Below are 17,287 nucleotides of genomic sequence, written 5' to 3' on the forward strand. Positions count from 1 at the left end.
ATCTAGGCGATATTGTAACCCATTCCAGCGAGGGCCCTTACCTCCAGGCCGAAATGCGGGGGATCCACGCCGGAACGTTGCGACGGTATTCGACGTAGTCGGTGCCGTAGCGCGCCTCGAGATGGGGCTCTTCCCAGAACCGAATAACGGTGACCTGCAGCGTGAAAAAGGCTACGAACCACAACAGCAGCCAACCGGACGCGGTGATGGCCGCCTCGCCGAGCAGAATGCAAAGCACTCCGCTGATCATCGGGTTGCGCACGTGCCGGTACGGGCCGCGCACTACGAGCTTGACCGGCTCGCCGAGCACCGGGCCCACGCCGAGGGTGCCCTTGCCCAATCGGTCAAACAGCACCACCGTCCAGACCAGCAGGCCCAGCCCGAGCGCGATCAACAGGCCACCGACCGTCACCAGCCCGACCGTCGCAGGCGACTGCAGGTTCAGGGGCCGCACCCCAGTCGAGGCCACGATCAACGCCGGTATCACCAGCGTCATCGTTACCGGAGCGATGAGAAACGAGATCAGGTGTCGCCACCACAGTTGCCGTTCCCGAGTGTTTGTCATGATACTTCAACCTCCGTTCAAGAATCAGCGTACGCCTGAGCCGGACAATGATCAACGGTCGTTGAAGTATGCTCGTGTGCATGTCAGAAGCCCGGCGCAGCGGCCGGTGGCGCACCGGTCAGCAGAACAAGCAGCGCATCATCGAGGCGGCACGCGAACGTTTCATGCGCGAGGGCTACGAGCGGGCCACCGTCCGCGCGATCGCCACCGACGCCGGTGTGGACGTCGCGATGGTCTACTACTTCTTCGACAGCAAGGAAGGGCTGTTCACCGCGTCAGCGCTGACCGGTCCCGAGCATCCGCTGCACCAGCTGGCCACGCTGCTGGACGAGGGAACAGAGGACATCGGCCCGCGGTTGGTGCGCCGCTTTCTCGAGCACTGGGACGAAGACGCCGGCTACGAGCCCTTTCTGACGCTGTGGCGCTCGGCAACGATCCACCCTCAGGCGCGAAAGGTGTTGCACGACAGCCTTGCTGGCCCGATAGCCGAACGGGTCGCGGCCGACTTCGGGGTGGTCGACGCCGAGCTGCGCGTCGAGCTGGTGGCCAGCCATCTAGCCGGGCTGGCATTTGCGCGATACCAGCTGAAGATCGAGCCACTGGCCTCAGCCAGCATCGAAGAATTGGTTGCGCGGGTGGGGCCGACGGTGCAGCGGTACCTGGCTGAGTAGCGCCCTACCTAGGTGCCTGTCCAGCGGGGCGGGCGTTTCTCGGCGAACGCGATCGCTCCCTCCTTGGCGTCGTTGGACATGAAGATCGGGCCCAGGATTTTGATCTGCTCGGCGAACCTGGTGTCCAGGCTCCAGCCGCGGGATTCGGTGATGATCCGTTTGGTGGCGGCGACCGCGAGCGGCCCGTTGGCGGTGATCTTTTCCGCCAGCGTGATCGCGGCGTCCAGTGCGCCGCCGGGCTCGGCCAAGATGTTGACCATCCCCAGCTCGTGGGCGCGCTCGGCGGGCAGGTTGTCACCGGTCAGCGCCAGCTCCATGGCGATCGCATAGGGGATGCGCTCGGGCAGCCGCAGCAGCCCACCTCCGCCGGCAACCAGACCGCGCTTGACCTCCGGAATGCCGAACGCCGAATCCCGGGCCGCCACGATCAGGTCGGTGGCCAGCGCCAGCTCGGTGCCGCCGGCCAGCGCGTAACCCTCCACGGCCGCGATCAGTGGCTTAGCGGGTGGCCGTTCGGTGAAGCCCAGGCCGCGGCCCTCGACGACGACGTTCTCGCCCCGAGCGAATGCCTTGAGGTCCATGCCCGCGCAGAACGAACCGCCCGCGCCGGTCAGGATGGCCACGGACAGGCCGGTGTCGTCGTCGAGCCGATCCATCGCTTCGGCCAATCCCCGGCTGACCGCGGCGTTGACCGCGTTCTTGGCTGTTGGACGGTTGATCGTGATGATCAGGATTCGGTCGCGTTGTTCGACGAGGACTGCGGGTTCGGTAGCTTCTTCGCTCACAGTGCCCGATCGTAACGACCGCAGTATCGGGCCCCCGATCAGGCTTGAGCCATCGCGTCTTCGATAACCGTCAGTTCCTCGGAAAGCCCAGCGGCCCTGCGTATTTCGATAAAATCGGCGACCATGGCCTCGGTCACCTCATGTGGGTCCTTGACGGTGGAACCGTCGGACAACACCGAGATATTGAGCTGGTCGACATAACTCCAGACGGTGATGTTCAGACCGCTGCCGGCGGTCAACGGCCCGACCGAATAGATCTCGGTGACCACCGCGCCACCGACCCTGCCGCGCTCGCGCGGGCCTGGGACGTTCGAGATATTCAAATTGAGGATCTTGTTCTGCCCGTCGCGACCTGACAACCACCGGAACATGGCTTCCGTGCCCGCCGGCGGCCAGTAGGCGGCCCAGCGGCTGATCAGTTCCGGCCCCATCAGCTGGTGACTCTCCTTGGCGGAGGCCGCGTTTTCGTGGCTGGCCTGCACCCGTTCCAGGGGATCATCGAGGTCCGCTGGCAGCGCCACCATCATTCCGCTGAAGTGGTTGCCGGAAATCCGCTCCGGCGAGAAGTCGTAACTCACCGGGACGGAGGCCAGCAGCGGTTCGGTCTTGCCGTCATAGCGCAACAGCAAGCTGCGCAGTGCCCCGGTGGACATGGCCAGCACCATGTCGTTGATCGTCACCCCGAGCTTCTTTCCCGTCTCCTTCAAATCGGCCAACGCCAGGGTTGCGGTGGCGAACATGCGCTCGGGAGTGATCTTGTGGTTCATGAAAGTCGGCGGAGGCGTGAACGGCATGGTGAGTTCCGGGGAGAGCTTGCGCGAACTGCGTCGCACCCGTCCCAAACCCTGTGCGGTGTAACGGATCGTGGCGGGGATCCGCGCAACGTGGCGCAGATGGGCCACGAACGCCGAGCTCATCAACTCCCGCCTGCTGGGGGCGGGGGCGGACACATATTTACCGCCTTCGGGGCCCGGCAGCAGGGCCATGCCGCGCGCCATCAGGTTCGCCGAGGCGACCCCATCGGCCAGCGCGTGGTGAATCTTGGCGGCCACCGCGACCCGGTTATTGGCAAGGCCCTCAACGAAATACATCTCCCACAGGGGATGGGAACGATCCAGTGGGGTGCTGGCGATCTGTCCGATCGCCTCGTCGAGTTCGCGCCGGCCGCCAGGCGGGGGCAGTTCCCAAGGCCGGATGTGATAGTCGAGATCGACCTCACAGTGCTCACGCCACATCGGGTGGTGGAACTTGAACGGGATGTTGACCAGTTGATAGCCGAGCGGTTCGAGCTTGTGCATCCGGCCGCCGATGACTCGACGAAACGCTTCGATGCCGAATTCGCGGCGGTCCGGGTCGAGTTCGATCACGGCGACCTTGATGGTGTGCATGTGCACGTTCGGCGTCTCGCTGTATAGCAGCACCGCGTCCCAGCCGCTGAGTCGTTTCACCGCAAACCCCTACTCATGACGCGACCTTACAATGGGGCGGCGCTCAGATAACCTCTTTCGCGAACTGGGCTCGAGTGCGGTGAACATGGTTGAGGAACAACGAAATCGCATGCGCCATCGGGCCAGTGCGGGCGCCGTCGAGAAGGTCGAAGCCGTGGCCCGCCCCGGGCAGTTCCACGTAGCCAACCAGCGAGCGCGAAACCCCGCGTAACCGCTCGACGAAGCTGCGCGCCTGCTCAACCGGGATGACACTGTCGCGACTGCCGTGAATCACCAGGAACGGTGGCGCATTGGTATGTACCCGGGCGATCGGCGAGGCATCGCGGAACACCTCTGGATGCCGGTCGATGCTCCGCTTGACCACCACCCGCTCCAGGAATTCGACGAACCGGGCGCGTTCGGGGGTGGAGCGGTCTTCCCAGTCGTAGCGACCGTAAATCCCGACGACGGCGTCGACCGAGGTGTCCGAGCCTTCCGGCAGCTCGCCCTGGAATCCGGGGTCGTTGGCGGTGAGCCCGGCGAGCGCGGCCAGGTGTCCCCCGGCCGAGCAACCTGCCACAGCAACAAAATTGCGGTCCCCGCCGAACTTGTCGACGTTGGCTCGGGCCCATGCGATGGCGGTCTTGACATCAAGGATGTGGCGCGGCCACCGGTGGTGCGGGGCAACGCGGTAGTCGATGGACAAGCACACCCACCCCAGCTCGGCCAGGCGTGACATCAGCGCATACCCCTGGATGGTGCGGCTGCCGTGAATCCACGCTCCACCCGGGACGAAAATCAGCACCGGTGCCGGTTGGGTGGGCAAGTCTTTGCGGCGCCACACGTCGAGTAACTGGGCGGGGCTGTCGCCATAGTGGACGGCGCGGCGATAAAGGTAGCGACGGTGTCGCCGTGCTTGCCACACCGGTGGGGTGCGCTCTGGGGCCGGCCATTGAGCGTCCAGGTCGGCGGCCGACACGATGCCGCGTAGGGCCGATACCGACACCTCGTTGGTGCTGGCACGGTCCCGGCGGCGAATCTCGTCGATACCGGGGGTCAGCCAGTCCCGCGCCATAGCGGACATCACATCCGGTGCTTGCCGGGCTCCCCACACACCCATCGCGGTGAAACCGCCCAGCGGTTCGAGATGTTTGCCGACCACTGGTAGGGAAGCTCCCGCGACGCTTAGGGCCAGCATGTAGTCGCCGGGACGAGCGCGCAGCAACCATCGCAAGCAGGGGGTCATACTTGGCCTCGTCGCCGTCATGTGGGGAGCGTACCCCTCCCAATTGGCGCGAATCCAAGATTGCCCCGCGGTTGCCTTCGCAAAACGCTATTGCTCCTGGTCAGATGTCACTTTTTCACCGCTGAAACGCCACCTTGCGAGTCGCGCGCCGTAGGCAAGAGCGCTGATGGCGAACATGCCCGCGGTGAGCAGTAGCCACCTGCCCAGAAACGGCTGCTGGGTTTGCCCCGTCGCCGCCTGATAGGTGGCGGCGCCCTGTTCGATGATCCCGGGCAGGAAGATCAGCAGGGTCAGTGCGGCCCCAATGGCAGGGATCCGAATGTGATTGCGGGCGACCACGTTTAGGTGGTGCCGTGTCCGGCCATTCCCGGACACGATCCGGTCGACGAGCGCGTAAATCGGGAAGAGGACCAGGTCGTGGGCTACGACGGCGGCGGCGAACCAGACGGCGATCGACTGCCACCAGGTCTCCGGGTTCCACAGCGTGGCGGGCTTGAAGGTGGCCAGGATGTAGCCCAGCAGCGCGAGGCCGGACAGCATCGTCAGCAGATGCAGTGGCTGCGACCCGTAAAGCTTCGCGAATCTTGACATCTCAGCTCGGCTCGAAGTTGATGGCGGCAACCCATTTGGTGTTGTGCACACCGGGTAGCGCGGGAACGATGATCCGGGCCGGATAGCCGTGATCCAGGGGCAGGTCTGCGCCGCTGACCCGCAACGCCAGCAGCGCATCGGGATCGCTGATCTGGTTGGCCGCCAGGATCGCGGTACCGAAGGCACCACCGCGTTGCAGCGACGCGACGAATGCCGAGCGCGGTGCCGGCACCCCCGCCATCCGGGCCAGGTCGGCCAGCCGGACCCCGCTCCAGGTCTGGACCGTCGACCAGCCCTCCACGCAGGCGATCGGCAATCGCGCGGTGTGTTGCGGCATGCCGGCCAGCGCCGCGCGGTCCAGGACCACCTCCGAGGGTCCGCCGCGCAGCACCAACCGCCAGTTGTCGCCGACGGCTTCGGGCGTAATGCCGGCGACGGCGGCGGTCTTGTTGACCGGGAAATCGCGGCCGCGCCCCCGCGGCACCAGTAGCGCGACGCTGCGCGCGGGGCCACCGAGGGTCTGCCCGACCGTCAGCGCGGCGATCAGCAGCACTCCGGAACCGACCAAGGCCAGCGCGCCGCGCCTACTCATCGTCGGCTCGGCTGGGTTCTCGGCCACCAACCCGGTCTCATCGGGTGATTCAGGGCGGGTGTCAGCGACCTTGGTGCGCAGCACTTCTCGCAGCGATAGCGACCGCAACCCGCTGATCATGTGCGGAATCTTGAGCGCGATGTGCATGAGAAAACCGACGATGAACACCCAGGCCCCGAAGTAGTGCGCGTCGTAGAAGCTGAACCCGAAGATGTAGTCGTACTGGATATTGAGCACGCCGGTGACGATCTCGAACAGCACCCCGCCGACCAACATCAGCAACGACAGCCGCTCCAAGAACTGGGCGATCGAACGCGCCGGCGGCCAGACGAATAGCTTCGGGATCACCGACCACAGCTTGGCCAGCACCACCGGAATGAGCACCAGACCCAGCCCCACGTGCAGACCCTGCGTCAGCCGGTACTGCCAGGACGGGCGCGTGGGCCACGTGAAGATGGGCAGGCGTAGCCAGCCGACGTGGGCCGGGATGGCCTGGCCGAACTGCGGCCCATAGGCGATGTAGGACAGCAGCCCGGTGAGTATCACGATCGGCAGCGTCACCAGCAGTACCAGCCCGAACACGGATGTCAGCCACGGACCGCGCAGCGGGCTGCGAAATTGTCTTAGTCGCTGGATACCTGGCGGCCGACGTTGCTCCAGCGTGCGCCACAGTCGGACGGGAAATCCGTAGCCGCTCACCGGGCCGCCAGACTCGCGAGAACCCGGCCGGCGATCAGCCGGAGGCTGGTGAGCGTGAGACCCGCCTGCGCGGCCAGCATGGCGGCGCTGTCCGCGCCCACCGATGCCCATCGAAACCACGGCCCGACATCGCACGCCGACTCCAGACGTACCCAGCGGGAGCAGACTCCGATGGCCTCGGCCTCGAACTCGACCACACAACGCCCGCCGCGACTCAACAACTCGGCGGCGCGCCCCAAGATTCGTAACGGGTCTCCGCCGAGGCCGACGTTCCCGTCGATCAACAAAACCGTCTGCCAGCGACCCGTGCCCGGCAACGGCGCGAACACGTCGCCCAGCAGCGCCGGCGCACCGCCGCGCCCGGCGAGGCGGACCGCCGCCGCAGACCGATCGATGCCCAGCGCGGGTATCCCCCGCCGGACCAGGCGTGCCACCACCCGTCCGGGTCCGCAGCCCAGCTCGATGGTTGGCCCACTGCACATCTGCGCTACCGCCTCATCGAAGGCCTCGTCGGAGGCTCGGCCGCCCAACCAACGGTGAGCCGGCAGCGCGCGCAACTCGCCGTTGTCATGACGGATCCAACACCGCTCGCCGCCAAGTGCCCGGTCGTAGAGATGCCCCAGCATTTCACGCCCTTCGCGTCGTACCCGACTAGACCGGCCTTGCTCCTGCACCATCCCTGCGTCAGCTTTCCCATCGATACCACACGAGTCCTTCGGAGCAAATGCACGCCCGGATGGATACTGGCCTGATGCCGGCCGATGATGTCCACCCAGACCTGCGCCGAATCGCGCGCTTCGCCCCGCAACGACTGGTCGGTCCTCGAACGTTGCCGCTCATGCGGGCCCTGTTAGCCCTTGCCCAACGTCGAATACGCGCCGATGTCGAGGTGCTCACCCTGCCGTCCGGCGTCGGCGTGCGGCTCTATCGGCCCACCAGCATTGCCGAACCGGCGCCTGCCTTGCTGTGGATCCACGGCGGCGGTTATGTGCTGGGCACCGCGCAACAGGACGACGTGCGCTGTCGCCGGTTCAGCGCAAAACTTGGCATCACCGTGGCATCGGTGGACTATCGGCTGGCACCAGAACATCCCTATCCCGCGCCGCTGGAAGATTGCTACTCCGCGTTGACTTGGTTGGCGGGACTGCCAGCGGTGGACCGATCACGGGTAGCGATCGGGGGTGCCAGTGCCGGCGCCGGGCTCGCGGCGGCGCTGGCCCTGCTGGCCCGCGACCGCGGCGAGATTGCACCGGCATTTCAGTTGCTGGCCTACCCGATGCTCGATGACCGCAGTTCCGCGGCCCCGGCCGACCCGCGCTACCGCCTGTGGGACCCACGGGCCAATCGCTTCGGCTGGACGGCATACCTCGGCGACACGGACCCGAGGGTCGCAGTGCCGGCCAGGCACGACGACCTGAGCGGGCTGGCGCCGGCCTGGATCGGCGTGGGTACGCATGACCTGTTCCACGATGAGGATCTCGCTTATGCCGCGCGGCTGGTCGATGCTGGGGTGCCATGCCAAGTCGAACAGATTCCGGGCGCGTTCCACGGCTTCGACCTGGTGGCTACGAAAGCTCCGGTATCGCGACAGTTTTTCGACATGCAGTGTGAAAGTTTGCGTGCGGCACTGGGTATGGCGGGTTGATCGCCGGTCACATTGCGAAGTACACAAGCTCGCCACCTATGATCGTGGCGGCAACCATCCCGGCGTCCAGCTCGGCCAGTGCCGCCGCCGGTGGCTCGGTGAGCACGCAGAGGTCGCCCGGCTCCCCGATCTCGACGGTCCGCGCCCGACCCGGCCGATCCGACCAACCCAGAAACATCATCAAAGCCGTTCGCGCCGAGACACATTCGCCGCCATTGAGGATCCTGCCGCTTGGTGTCGTCCGGTGCACCGCGGCGCGCATCGCCGCCCATGGATCACCTGCACCGAATGGCATATCGGTCGAGAATGCAACGGGCACATGCGCATTCAGCAGGGAAGCGACCCGCCAGAGCTGACCATGCTCGTGGGCCGCGACCTCGGTGAGGTACTGATCGCCGCGCTCGGCAACGAAGTTGGGCTGTGTTACCACGGTGAGTCCCAGTTCGGCGAGGTCGGTCAGGGTGTCGTCGGGCACGACGGCCGCGTGCTCAATGCGGTCGAGCGGATGGCTTCCCGCGGTGCGCAGGGCCGCGATGGTCACCACCAGTTGGGCCGCGGTCACGCAGTGCACGGCGACGGCTTGGCCGACGCTGTGGTGGTCGGTGATCCAGGTCGTCAGGGCGTCCAAGTCGAGACGGTCATCCTGCAGGATTATCTTGCCCGGTGACAGCAGGCGCACCCGCGGCCGGAACTCGCCGCGTCGGTGCGCCACCATCAGCGAGACCAGGTCGTCGGCGTCCAGATCGGGTGTGGCGTCGGTGACGCCGGTGACGCCGGTCGCGGTGATGCGGCGGCTGAGTTCAGCCAGATTGGTTTCGCGCCGCCGTAGCACTTCCGACCAGCCGCGGTCGGAGCTGTGCAGGCGCCCATCGGGATGGTCGGGGAGGCCGACCCGGCCCAAGGCTGCGGAGTTGAGCATCCATAGCGCGCCGCTGCGGTGCTGGATCCGCACCGGGCTGTTGGTTACCAGAGCGTCCAGCGAGCTCCGGTCCAGATCACCGGCAACCGACTCGTGATAGCCGACGGCGCGAATCCACCCGTCGGGCCCCGGCTCGGCATTCGAAAGTGCCTGCACTAGCTGCTCTTTGGTGCACACCCCAGGCGGTCCTACGGAAAGCGAATCCAGCGCCGACGCCGCCGAGCGCAGGTGCACGTGGTGGTCGTGTAGCCCCGGAAGCACGGTTCCGCCGCCGGCGTCGAGCACGCCCTCCCCGCGCCTGGCAGCCAGGTCCTGGCCTACCTCCTCGATCCGGTCGCCCACCCGGATGTCGACCATCGCCCCGTCAAGCAAGGTGGCCCGCCGAATCAGCATGGGAGGACTTGTCTTTCGGATATCAAGCGGCGCACGGCGTCGTTATCGGCGCCGAGGGCGGCGGCCGGTTTGGACACCCGGGGTTTGGACGGCGGTGGGGCTGAGTGCGGCGAGACCGATGCCTGGATCGGCAGCGCCGCATACGTCGCGGCGACGGCGGCCATGGATACGTCGATGAGTTCGCCGCCGCCACGGTCCAGCGATTCGGTCATCGCAAGGCTGGCCTCCAGCCCGGCCAGCGGGTCGGCGATGGCGTCCCCGCAGAACACCGTCCCGTCTCCGATCAGGCCGCCGGCCACGGCGGCGTCGTCACCGAACGCTGGTCGTCGGGAGTGCTCGCCATGCCCGGTGATGCGCAGCCAGATGCTGCCCGGCCGCGATGCGATGTCCTCCGGGCCGAGCCGTCGCCGCGCCAGTGCATCGGGCCGCGACCCTTCGATCACGATGTCAGCGACCGCCAGCAGCTGGCGCAGCTCGTGGGCGTCGCGGTCGAAATCGAGGCAGTAGGACAGCTTTTCACCGTTGATCCAGTCGAAGAAGGCTCGATTGCCAGCTCGGGTGCCGTCGGGGCGGCGCGGGCTTTCGACCTTGACCACGGTTGCGCCGGCCCGGGCCAGCAGGTGCCCGCACAGGGGACCGGCCCACATCGATGAGAGATCGGCCACCAGCATGCCGTGCAGCCCGCGCGCGGGCGTCCGCGGCCCGATGCGGCGTATCCGCGGTGGTGCGGCCGTGGCCTCGCCGAGTGCGGCGGCGGGGATGTCGAGTAGTTCAGCGCCCTCAGCTATCCCGGCCACCAGACGTGTCGCGGCCCACCGCTGCAACAGTGGCCAGGGGTCTTTGGGTGCTTCATCGATGTGCAGCAGCGCCGGGACGGCGGCAATGTCGTCGGGGCGAGACAGCGTGATCGCACACCAACCGTCATGTGCTGGAAGCAGCCGGGTGGCGCCACCGGCGGACACCCGGCCGCCGCGGGTCAACTCGAGCAACGCGGCACGGCCGGTCAGCAGTGTGGCCGCATCGGCGGCGATCCGCTCGGCGTGACCCAGCACGTTGGCGCGGGAGAAGTCGGGTGGTCCGTCGGGTAGACCGGTCAGGTAGGCCAGCCCGCTGCTCCCCCACTTGTACGACGCGTGGCTCACGACCACCATTGTGCTCGCGGCCCCGCGGCCTCGCGCAGGCCTCAGAATTGCAGCGCGCTGAATCTCCAGTCCAGCACCTGCCTGTCCGGCTCGTCGGCCGCAGCACTGACCGCGTAAACCAGCGATCGCAATCCGAGCACGCCCCCGTTCGGGGTCGACTCGGCCGATTCGACGTGCAGTTCGCTGTAGAGGGTGTCGCCCTCGCGGACCGGCCCGGTGTGGTCGCAGGACTCCCAGCCCAACACCGTTACCAGGTTGGGCATCAACCGGCAGGCCTGCGCGAACGCCAGCCCGATGGTGTGCCCGCCGTAGACCAGCCGTTGTCCCGCGAGCCGCGAATCATGGTGTGTGGCAGCGATATTCAGGGTGAGTCGGGCTAGTTCGGGCGCGCTGCTGACCAGGTCGCCGGTGCTGTGCATTACCGAACCCGCGATGCCGGCCCCGAAATCTGCGAAGTGTGGACCGGGCACCCGTTCCCGGAAGACGTCGCCGTTCCAGTCCGCGGTGGGATCGATGGCAGGCGGGGCCACGTCGGCGCCGATGGTCGACAGATCATCGCCTGGCCCGTGTCCGCGCCAATCCGGGCTGGCGGGCAGCATGGCGCACCGGTAGAAGTCGAGCACCAACCGATCGGCCTGATCGATCGTTATCATCCGCAGCGCGGCCATTCCCGTCGGCGCTCGGCCCGGCTTGGCCGAATTCGCCCGCAGCCCAACCACTTCGGTGCGGGTATAGATGGTGTCGCCGATCACCGGGAAGCGGTGGAAAGTGAGCCCGCGGTAGAACAAGTTGGCCTTGACCCGCTGCGTCACCAACGTCGACTGCCCGATGGCCACATCGCATACCAGCCCGGGATGCGCCAAGGCGGCGGATGCGCCGGTGACCGCGGCGCACAGATCGGCGTCCAGGGCCAGTCGCGACCGGTCGCCCACGATAGCCTGATGGGCGGCCGCCAGCCCCGGCGACAACGTCGTCGACGGCGCCCAGTCGAATACCTGACCTACCGACAGGTCGTCGAAGTACGGTCCGCCGTCGCGCAAATCCGCGTAAGTCACCCTGTCAGTCATGAAGCCACATGCTGGCAGCCGGTGCGACCAGGGGTCAATATGGCGTAGGTGAGCAGCGAGCTAACCGACGAAGAATCCATGCTGGTTTCGACCGTGCGGGCGTTCATCGACCGCGACGTCAAACCCACGGTCCGCGAGGTCGAACACGCCAACACCTACCCCGAGGCGTGGATCAAGCAGATGATGCGGATCGGCATTTTTGGCCTGGCCATTCCCGACGAGTACGGCGGGTCGCCGGTCTCGATGCCGTGTTATGTGCAGGTCACCCAGGAGTTGGCCCGTGGTTGGATGAGCTTGGCCGGCGCGATGGGCGGGCACACCGTCGTCGCCAAGTTGCTGACACTGTTCGGCACCGAGGAGCAGAAGCGGGCGTACCTGCCGCCGATGGCCACCGGCTCGCTGCGCGCCACCATGGCGCTGACCGAGCCGGGCGGCGGCTCCGACCTGCAGAACATGTCGACCACCGCCCTGCCCGACGGTTCCGGACGGTTGGTGATCAACGGGTCCAAGACCTGGATCAGTAACGCCCGCCGTTCCGGATTGATCGCGTTGCTGTGCAAGACCGATCCGAATGCGGTGCCGCGGCACAAGGGCATCTCGGTCGTGCTGATCGAGCACGGGCCGGGCCTTACGGTGTCGCGGGACCTGCCCAAGTTGGGCTACAAGGGCGTGGAGTCGTGTGAGCTGTCGTTCGACAATTACCGGGTGCTGGAATCTGCCGTCCTGGGAGGCCAAGCGGGTCACGGCTTTTCGCAGATGATGAAGGGCCTTGAGACGGGCCGGATCCAAGTGGCCGCCAGAGCTTTGGGCGTGGCGACGGCGGCGCTCGAGGATACACTCGCTTACGCCCAACAACGGGAGAGTTTCGGCCAGCCGATTTGGAAGCACCAATCCGTCGGAAACTACCTGGCCGACATGGTCACCAAGCTCACCGCCGCCCGCCAGCTCACCCGCTATGCGGCCGAGCGCTACGACAGCGGCGAGCGCTGCGACATGGAGGCCGGCATGGCCAAGCTGTTTGCGTCTGAGGTCGCCATGGAAATCGCCCTGAACGCGTTGCGCATCCATGGCGGCTACGGCTACTCCACCGAATACGACGTGGAGCGCTACTTTCGCGATGCGCCTTTGATGATCGTCGGCGAAGGGACCAATGAGATTCAGCGCAATGTGATCGCTCAGCAGCTGGTGGCTCGGGGCGGGATCTAACGGGATCTAGAGGCCCGCCGCAGCCCCTAGGGTTCATCTGCCCACCCTGTCACCGATCCCAACCAATGCTTCCTCTGACGGACACCACCGACCGCGATCGGCCCGTTGGCGATGTGCATCAACTTGTTGTAGACGTACTCGTCGACCTGGCCGTCGATTGAGATCGTTCCCTCGATGGGCCGTAACTGGAGTCGATGTTGTTCCGACACATCAACGATCTTCGCCAATTGCGAACGCGATAGCGGAACGTAGGTATGCGATTGGCAGACATGTCGCTGAGTCGCGGGGCATGCCACTTCCCGACAGCGCTGCTGCGCAGTTGGTCCGACCGCGGTGCCGTTGTAGTCGAACTGGCGGCGGGCATGTGAAATGGCGCAGGACGTATTGCGGAATATGGGATATTGAGCTTCGCGGGCAGCGCCCATCAGCTCGGCGACAAGGTCGGGCGGCGCATATTCGTCACCAGAAGACGTGTCTATATCGGCTTCAGGATCGAACAGGTGCTGCATGCTTTCTTCAAAATAGGTTGTGGTAGCCGAATGCTTCAAGCCAACGACAACCGAGGAACTGCATCCAGCATCCTTAAGGCGAGCCAGTCTTTCCTCGAGTTGTGAAACTGGGTTCAGCTTTGACAGGAAAGGTCGCCAGAAGTGGACTGGGGTCACGTTCGGAGTGCGCCTGGCTACCCGTACCGCCCGAAGCGTTTGCTCAAAGTCGGCAGTGGCCCCGCTCTCGAAGATGCCTCCACTTTCGTGAATGAAGGACTGCGAGAAAAACAGGAAGGTGCGCTGGGGCGCGAAGTTTGCGAAATCGCTGACTAGGCGGTCAGCTTGCCGAGCCTTGGTCACGACACACAGCGTTCTCTCGGGCAGCGCACTTCGGATCGCTGCCGAAATCTCGCATAAGAGCTCGAAGTTCTCCCGGGTGAGGAACATGTCTGTGTAGTTTCCGATGCAGATGGGCGTGTCATCACCGCCTACAGCGCACGCATCCAGAAGCTGATTCACCACCTCACGAGGCGACACGCGAACACGAGGCTTCTTGGGTCGCAGATCCATGCGGCCCAGATAGCAGTAGGCGCAGGTGGCCGGGCAACCCAGTACGGGATCTACGCTTATCCAGCTGTCATGTTCAGCGACGAGCGGTGGCTGATTCACGAGACCCCACGCCACGCCCTCGGGACTTGACTGGGCTGTGGCATGCCTCGTCTCGGTGAATCTGCTCACGCGCGGCCTCCAAACGGAATATCTCGTGCGGTTCGCGGTCGAAATCCGCCGTGCTGTATGGACGCGTATTAGCAGAGACGACGGCTGAATTCACTCGGCGGCCGACGGAGTAAACTGATTGCGGCTGCATTCACTGTAGAATCAATCGTGCCGAAACTAACGTTTTATTCTCTGCTCGCGAATCTTCAGACGGATATCTTGTCGACGCCGGAACTCAGGTGTTGTTCCGCTAAGCAGCGTGCCTGATTCCACGGCGAATACCAATGGAAAAAATTCCTACAATTGCCAGAATTGTGGTGCAGGATGCGCCATCTGGATCGGCTAGCCCGCCAAGTTGAACAGTATGCACCAGGCTTTGGGTGGCCTGCGGGATCTGGTTCTCAGAACCCACCGCAGAAGATGCTTCCGCGTGCTAGCACCCATCGGTGCTGGAACGCCAATACCGTTGCAGCCGTATCGAAGTCAGCGTCATAGTGGACAACGGTGAGTTGGTGTGCAGCCGCGAGAGTGGCGGTAAGCAGGTCGGCCACCCCAACAGCTCGATGTTGGCCAGTTCGCGCCAAAGCTTGCTGTGCGCCCAGCACGGTCTGCCAATGCTCGTCGTTGGTCGGCAGATACTCATAGGCGGTGCGACGGTCCGCCCAGAGCTGTTCGTATTCGGCCGGCCCGCGGGCGCTGTAGAGCGCTTCGGCATCAAGCGACGCCGTTGTCGCGACCACGCTGCCTTCGATGAGGGGCCGCAGTCGCCGCGATACCTCTGGGTGGCGCATCCTCGCGGCGGCGCTGGTATCGATTAGATAACGGGCGATCAGCGCCATACTTCCCCGCGCCCGCCTCGAGTGGTCGGCGCCAGCAATACGCCACTGCGGCGGGTTCTGGCGATCCAATCACCCTGCAGATCAACTGATTCCGCCACACACGCACGGATGACGGCTGATATCCATCGCGGAAGCCGCCTGGGCCAAGTCGGCAGTGGTAACGGGCCACACCGCGTGTCACCGACGAAGGGGCAGTCGACGACGAATACAGTTGCTCAGCCAGCCGGTCCCACGTCGCCGCGACTTCGAGCATTGGCTGCGCGACCCGATTATCTAGCCGGCGGCGCATGTATTGGCGACCTTGGCCGTCGGGCGTAACACCGCCGACGACGTGTCCAGTCGATGCAGCCCGACGGCCGTCAGCAGGCCGACAAGAATCAGCGTTACCCAGATCACTTCGTCGGCACCGAATTGATGCGCGGCGCTCAGTAGTGAGCCGATAGCGAGATTGCCGACAAGCACCCCGACACCAACGATGGTGCTATAGAAACCGTAGTGAGTGGCGACTAGTTGGTCACCTGCCAGCGCGGCAATTTTACGCATTTCGAACGGAAACATGATCGCAGAAGCGGTGTGCAGCAAAGCCGTCGACAATAACAGTGCGGCCACTGCAGCCCACAGGCCGAACCTGGAGGCATTGGGCACTGCCGTAAGTGGCACAAAGGAAGCCGCCATGGCAATCGCTGCGACAACCAGACTGCGGCCCGTGCCCCATCTGGCGGCAAACCACTGAGTGATGCGCAATTGGCCCACGACCGTTACCAACCCCGACACTGCGAACATTGCTGCTACTAAGAAGGAGTGGTTGCGCGGCGCCAGGGACGAGGCCTGAAGCGGCAGGACGAAATGGACCTGGAACGCCAGAATGTAACGGCCCGTCATAATAGCGGCGAACCACATGAAACTTCGATTGCGGATGACGAGCCAGCAGCCCTCCAGGACCGAATTCCTCGCTATCGTTGCCGGTTCGGGGTCCACTGCGGACTGTGGCAGTACCAGCAACTGGGCGACGGTCAGTATTGCGAAGACGGCAGCCGCAGCCAGGATGGTAGCCGTGAAATTGAGCGCCAATAGCGCCACACCCAAGAGCGGACCGAGCAAGACCCCCGTTTGGAAGAAGATATTGAACATCGCAAAGGCTTCTAATTTGCGATCCGCCGAATCGGCTGCGACATAGGCACGTACCGCGGGGGTGTATAGCGCCCCCGCCACGCCTGTTGCGGTCGCAGCGATCAACAAACTCGGCAACGACTGCGCGATTCCCAGGAGCACGAATGCGCCGGTCTGCAGCAGGCAACCAGCGACAATCACCGGCTTATATCCGAACCGGTCGGCGAGCGAGCCGCCAAGAAAAAACATGCCCTGCTGGGTGAAGTTGCGGACACCGAGCACTAAACCGACGGCCCACGCTGCTAACCCAAGCGGCCCGGCAAGGTAGCCGGCCAAGTACGGCATCAGCATGAAGAAACCTGTGTTGATACCCAAGTAATTAATCATCAGCACTTGGCTGGTGCGATTGAAACTGCAAAACTGGTCGACGATTTCCCTCATGGCACCGCCCGGGTTGAAACGATCCAGATGAGAGTCGCGGAGCTCTGCTCGTCTCCGGTTTGTACGGCCTCAAACAGCAGATTTATCATTGCGCGTTGCCTTCCGGCAGGCTGTTCGCGCGCCGCGGCATTCTGCCGGACGCAGACGGTCAATTCTTCTGAACAGTGCTGCACCGGACATGTTGGTCGCCGGAACGTATATCGACACTCGTTCAATTACGCTCAGCGCCACTTATGGACTCGCATGGAATATGCGCACGCCGCGGTGACCTTGCGTTACTGATTCCGAGTATCACACAGAGAATTCGGTCGCTGAAGGGACACAATGTCTCAGTGGCGGGACGCGCCGCCCCATAAACGGACCGAAAAAGACAGATTTGTCAGGCTTCTTATACAAAATTTCCCAACGCTCCCCGACGGCTGTGGCAGTATGCCCTAGATGCGGGCTGCTGGCGGCGCTGGGAGCGCTGGCGCTCCGTACAGCCTCGCCGTTTACGGCAATGTCATCACCACTGGTCCGAAACTGCTTGGCCGCCATGGGTTCCTGCCATAGCCCCGCGGGCTCTGCGACTCGTCGATCCGGTGATAGGAGGCCAACAGTGCGCGCACCGCGTTCTGGTTGTTGCCGACGACCGACGCCGCCACCCGGCGGGCGGGGGGAGCAGTTGCCCATGCGGCACCACCTCGGTGTCTAGGTCGGCGCGCAGCGCGGTCTCGGTACTCGAACTGAAGCCCACACCAGCAA

General features: G+C 64.9%; 16 protein-coding genes and 1 pseudogene. 3 read left to right on the forward strand and 14 right to left on the reverse strand.

The features are described from left to right. Nucleotides 1-37 precede the first annotated feature (37 nt). Nucleotides 38-565: a methyltransferase family protein gene (locus MSIMFI_RS04335; RefSeq protein WP_224770072.1), complete on the reverse strand. Its 528-nt coding sequence runs from the start codon at nt 563-565 to the stop codon at nt 38-40. Nucleotides 566-645: 80 nt separating this feature from the next. Between MSIMFI_RS04335 and MSIMFI_RS04340 the strand changes: the two genes are divergently transcribed. After that, a complete protein-coding gene (locus tag MSIMFI_RS04340) occupies nt 646-1,236 on the forward strand; it encodes a TetR/AcrR family transcriptional regulator (protein ID WP_191496272.1) in 591 nt (196 codons plus the stop codon). Nucleotides 1,237-1,244: 8 nt separating this feature from the next. Here MSIMFI_RS04340 and MSIMFI_RS04345 read toward each other — a convergent pair whose 3' ends face one another. The 6 genes from MSIMFI_RS04345 to MSIMFI_RS04370 form a co-directional block, all read right to left on the reverse strand. Beyond that, nucleotides 1,245-2,021, reverse strand: a complete 777-nt coding sequence (locus MSIMFI_RS04345; RefSeq protein WP_191496273.1) for a crotonase/enoyl-CoA hydratase family protein — start codon at nt 2,019-2,021, stop codon at nt 1,245-1,247. Nucleotides 2,022-2,059: 38 nt separating this feature from the next. Beyond that, on the reverse strand, nt 2,060-3,469 hold the full coding sequence (locus MSIMFI_RS04350) for a WS/DGAT/MGAT family O-acyltransferase (protein WP_191496274.1): 1,410 nt from the start codon (nt 3,467-3,469) through the stop codon (nt 2,060-2,062). A 43-nt stretch (nt 3,470-3,512) separates the two neighbouring features. Next, a complete protein-coding gene (locus MSIMFI_RS04355; RefSeq protein WP_191496275.1) occupies nt 3,513-4,715 on the reverse strand; it encodes an alpha/beta hydrolase in 1,203 nt (400 codons plus the stop codon). Between the two features lie 66 nt (nt 4,716-4,781). Next, nucleotides 4,782-5,285, reverse strand: coding sequence for a hypothetical protein (locus MSIMFI_RS04360; protein ID WP_191496276.1), 504 nt, complete (start codon nt 5,283-5,285; stop codon nt 4,782-4,784). A gap of 1 nt (nt 5,286) precedes the next feature. Continuing rightward, nucleotides 5,287-6,576, reverse strand: coding sequence for a molybdopterin-dependent oxidoreductase (locus tag MSIMFI_RS04365; RefSeq protein WP_224770073.1), 1,290 nt, complete (start codon nt 6,574-6,576; stop codon nt 5,287-5,289). Continuing rightward, nucleotides 6,573-7,202, reverse strand: coding sequence for a class I SAM-dependent methyltransferase (locus MSIMFI_RS04370; RefSeq protein WP_191496277.1), 630 nt, complete (start codon nt 7,200-7,202; stop codon nt 6,573-6,575). The genes MSIMFI_RS04365 and MSIMFI_RS04370 overlap by 4 nt, the downstream gene beginning before the upstream one ends. A gap of 125 nt (nt 7,203-7,327) precedes the next feature. Here MSIMFI_RS04370 and MSIMFI_RS04375 point away from each other — a divergent pair, with 125 nt between their 5' ends. Next, a complete protein-coding gene (locus MSIMFI_RS04375; RefSeq protein ID WP_191496278.1) occupies nt 7,328-8,221 on the forward strand; it encodes an alpha/beta hydrolase in 894 nt (297 codons plus the stop codon). A 7-nt stretch (nt 8,222-8,228) separates the two neighbouring features. On the opposite strand, the gene MSIMFI_RS04380 is transcribed toward MSIMFI_RS04375, so the two are convergent. The 3 genes from MSIMFI_RS04380 to MSIMFI_RS04390 are packed head-to-tail and all read right to left on the reverse strand — an operon-like array spanning nt 8,229 to nt 11,742. Continuing rightward, nucleotides 8,229-9,533 (reverse strand): amidohydrolase family protein, encoded by a 1,305-nt coding sequence (locus MSIMFI_RS04380; protein WP_191496279.1) that lies wholly within the window; start codon nt 9,531-9,533, stop codon nt 8,229-8,231. Continuing rightward, nucleotides 9,527-10,684, reverse strand: coding sequence for a CoA transferase (locus MSIMFI_RS04385; protein ID WP_191496280.1), 1,158 nt, complete (start codon nt 10,682-10,684; stop codon nt 9,527-9,529). The genes MSIMFI_RS04380 and MSIMFI_RS04385 overlap by 7 nt, the downstream gene beginning before the upstream one ends. 32 nt (nt 10,685-10,716) lie before the next feature. Continuing rightward, the gene (locus MSIMFI_RS04390; RefSeq protein WP_191496281.1) at nt 10,717-11,742 is read right to left on the reverse strand and encodes a MaoC family dehydratase; all 1,026 of its coding nucleotides are present in this window, start codon (nt 11,740-11,742) and stop codon (nt 10,717-10,719) included. Nucleotides 11,743-11,790: 48 nt separating this feature from the next. Here MSIMFI_RS04390 and MSIMFI_RS04395 point away from each other — a divergent pair, with 48 nt between their 5' ends. Beyond that, nucleotides 11,791-12,948, forward strand: a complete 1,158-nt coding sequence (locus tag MSIMFI_RS04395) for an acyl-CoA dehydrogenase family protein (protein ID WP_224770074.1) — start codon at nt 11,791-11,793, stop codon at nt 12,946-12,948. Nucleotides 12,949-12,974: 26 nt separating this feature from the next. On the opposite strand, the gene MSIMFI_RS04400 is transcribed toward MSIMFI_RS04395, so the two are convergent. The 4 genes and pseudogenes from MSIMFI_RS04400 to MSIMFI_RS04415 all read right to left on the reverse strand — a co-directional run. Next, nucleotides 12,975-14,174 (reverse strand): radical SAM family protein, encoded by a 1,200-nt coding sequence (locus tag MSIMFI_RS04400; protein ID WP_191496282.1) that lies wholly within the window; start codon nt 14,172-14,174, stop codon nt 12,975-12,977. 380 nt (nt 14,175-14,554) lie between these two features. Further along, entirely contained in the window at nt 14,555-14,992 is a 438-nt protein-coding gene (locus MSIMFI_RS04405; RefSeq protein WP_191496283.1) for a PIN domain-containing protein, read from the reverse strand. Nucleotides 14,993-15,265: 273 nt separating this feature from the next. Continuing rightward, nucleotides 15,266-16,543 (reverse strand): MFS transporter, encoded by a 1,278-nt coding sequence (locus MSIMFI_RS04410; RefSeq protein ID WP_191496284.1) that lies wholly within the window; start codon nt 16,541-16,543, stop codon nt 15,266-15,268. Between the two features lie 477 nt (nt 16,544-17,020). Continuing rightward, nucleotides 17,021-17,264: pseudogene (locus MSIMFI_RS04415) on the reverse strand (enoyl-CoA hydratase); the annotation flags it as partial. Nucleotides 17,265-17,287: the final 23 nt, after the last annotated feature.

The organism is Mycobacterium simulans (assembly GCF_900232995.1).
GTDB lineage: Bacteria > Actinomycetota > Actinomycetes > Mycobacteriales > Mycobacteriaceae > Mycobacterium > Mycobacterium simulans.

Excerpts from the sequence above, each read along its gene's own strand:
- MSIMFI_RS04375 (WP_191496278.1), top strand. The coding sequence starts at position 7,328 with ATGCCGGCCGATGATGTCCACCCAGACCTGCGCCGAATCGCGCGCTTC.
- MSIMFI_RS04390 (WP_191496281.1), bottom strand. The coding sequence starts at position 11,742 with ATGACTGACAGGGTGACTTACGCGGATTTGCGCGACGGCGGACCGTAC.
- MSIMFI_RS04340 (WP_191496272.1), top strand. The coding sequence starts at position 646 with ATGTCAGAAGCCCGGCGCAGCGGCCGGTGGCGCACCGGTCAGCAGAAC.
- MSIMFI_RS04405 (WP_191496283.1), bottom strand. The coding sequence starts at position 14,992 with ATGGCGCTGATCGCCCGTTATCTAATCGATACCAGCGCCGCCGCGAGG.
- MSIMFI_RS04335 (WP_224770072.1), bottom strand. The coding sequence starts at position 565 with ATGACAAACACTCGGGAACGGCAACTGTGGTGGCGACACCTGATCTCG.
- MSIMFI_RS04370 (WP_191496277.1), bottom strand. The coding sequence starts at position 7,202 with ATGCTGGGGCATCTCTACGACCGGGCACTTGGCGGCGAGCGGTGTTGG.
- MSIMFI_RS04410 (WP_191496284.1), bottom strand. The coding sequence starts at position 16,543 with ATGAGGGAAATCGTCGACCAGTTTTGCAGTTTCAATCGCACCAGCCAA.
- MSIMFI_RS04360 (WP_191496276.1), bottom strand. The coding sequence starts at position 5,285 with ATGTCAAGATTCGCGAAGCTTTACGGGTCGCAGCCACTGCATCTGCTG.
- MSIMFI_RS04355 (WP_191496275.1), bottom strand. The coding sequence starts at position 4,715 with ATGACGGCGACGAGGCCAAGTATGACCCCCTGCTTGCGATGGTTGCTG.
- MSIMFI_RS04380 (WP_191496279.1), bottom strand. The coding sequence starts at position 9,533 with ATGCTGATTCGGCGGGCCACCTTGCTTGACGGGGCGATGGTCGACATC.
- MSIMFI_RS04385 (WP_191496280.1), bottom strand. The coding sequence starts at position 10,684 with ATGGTGGTCGTGAGCCACGCGTCGTACAAGTGGGGGAGCAGCGGGCTG.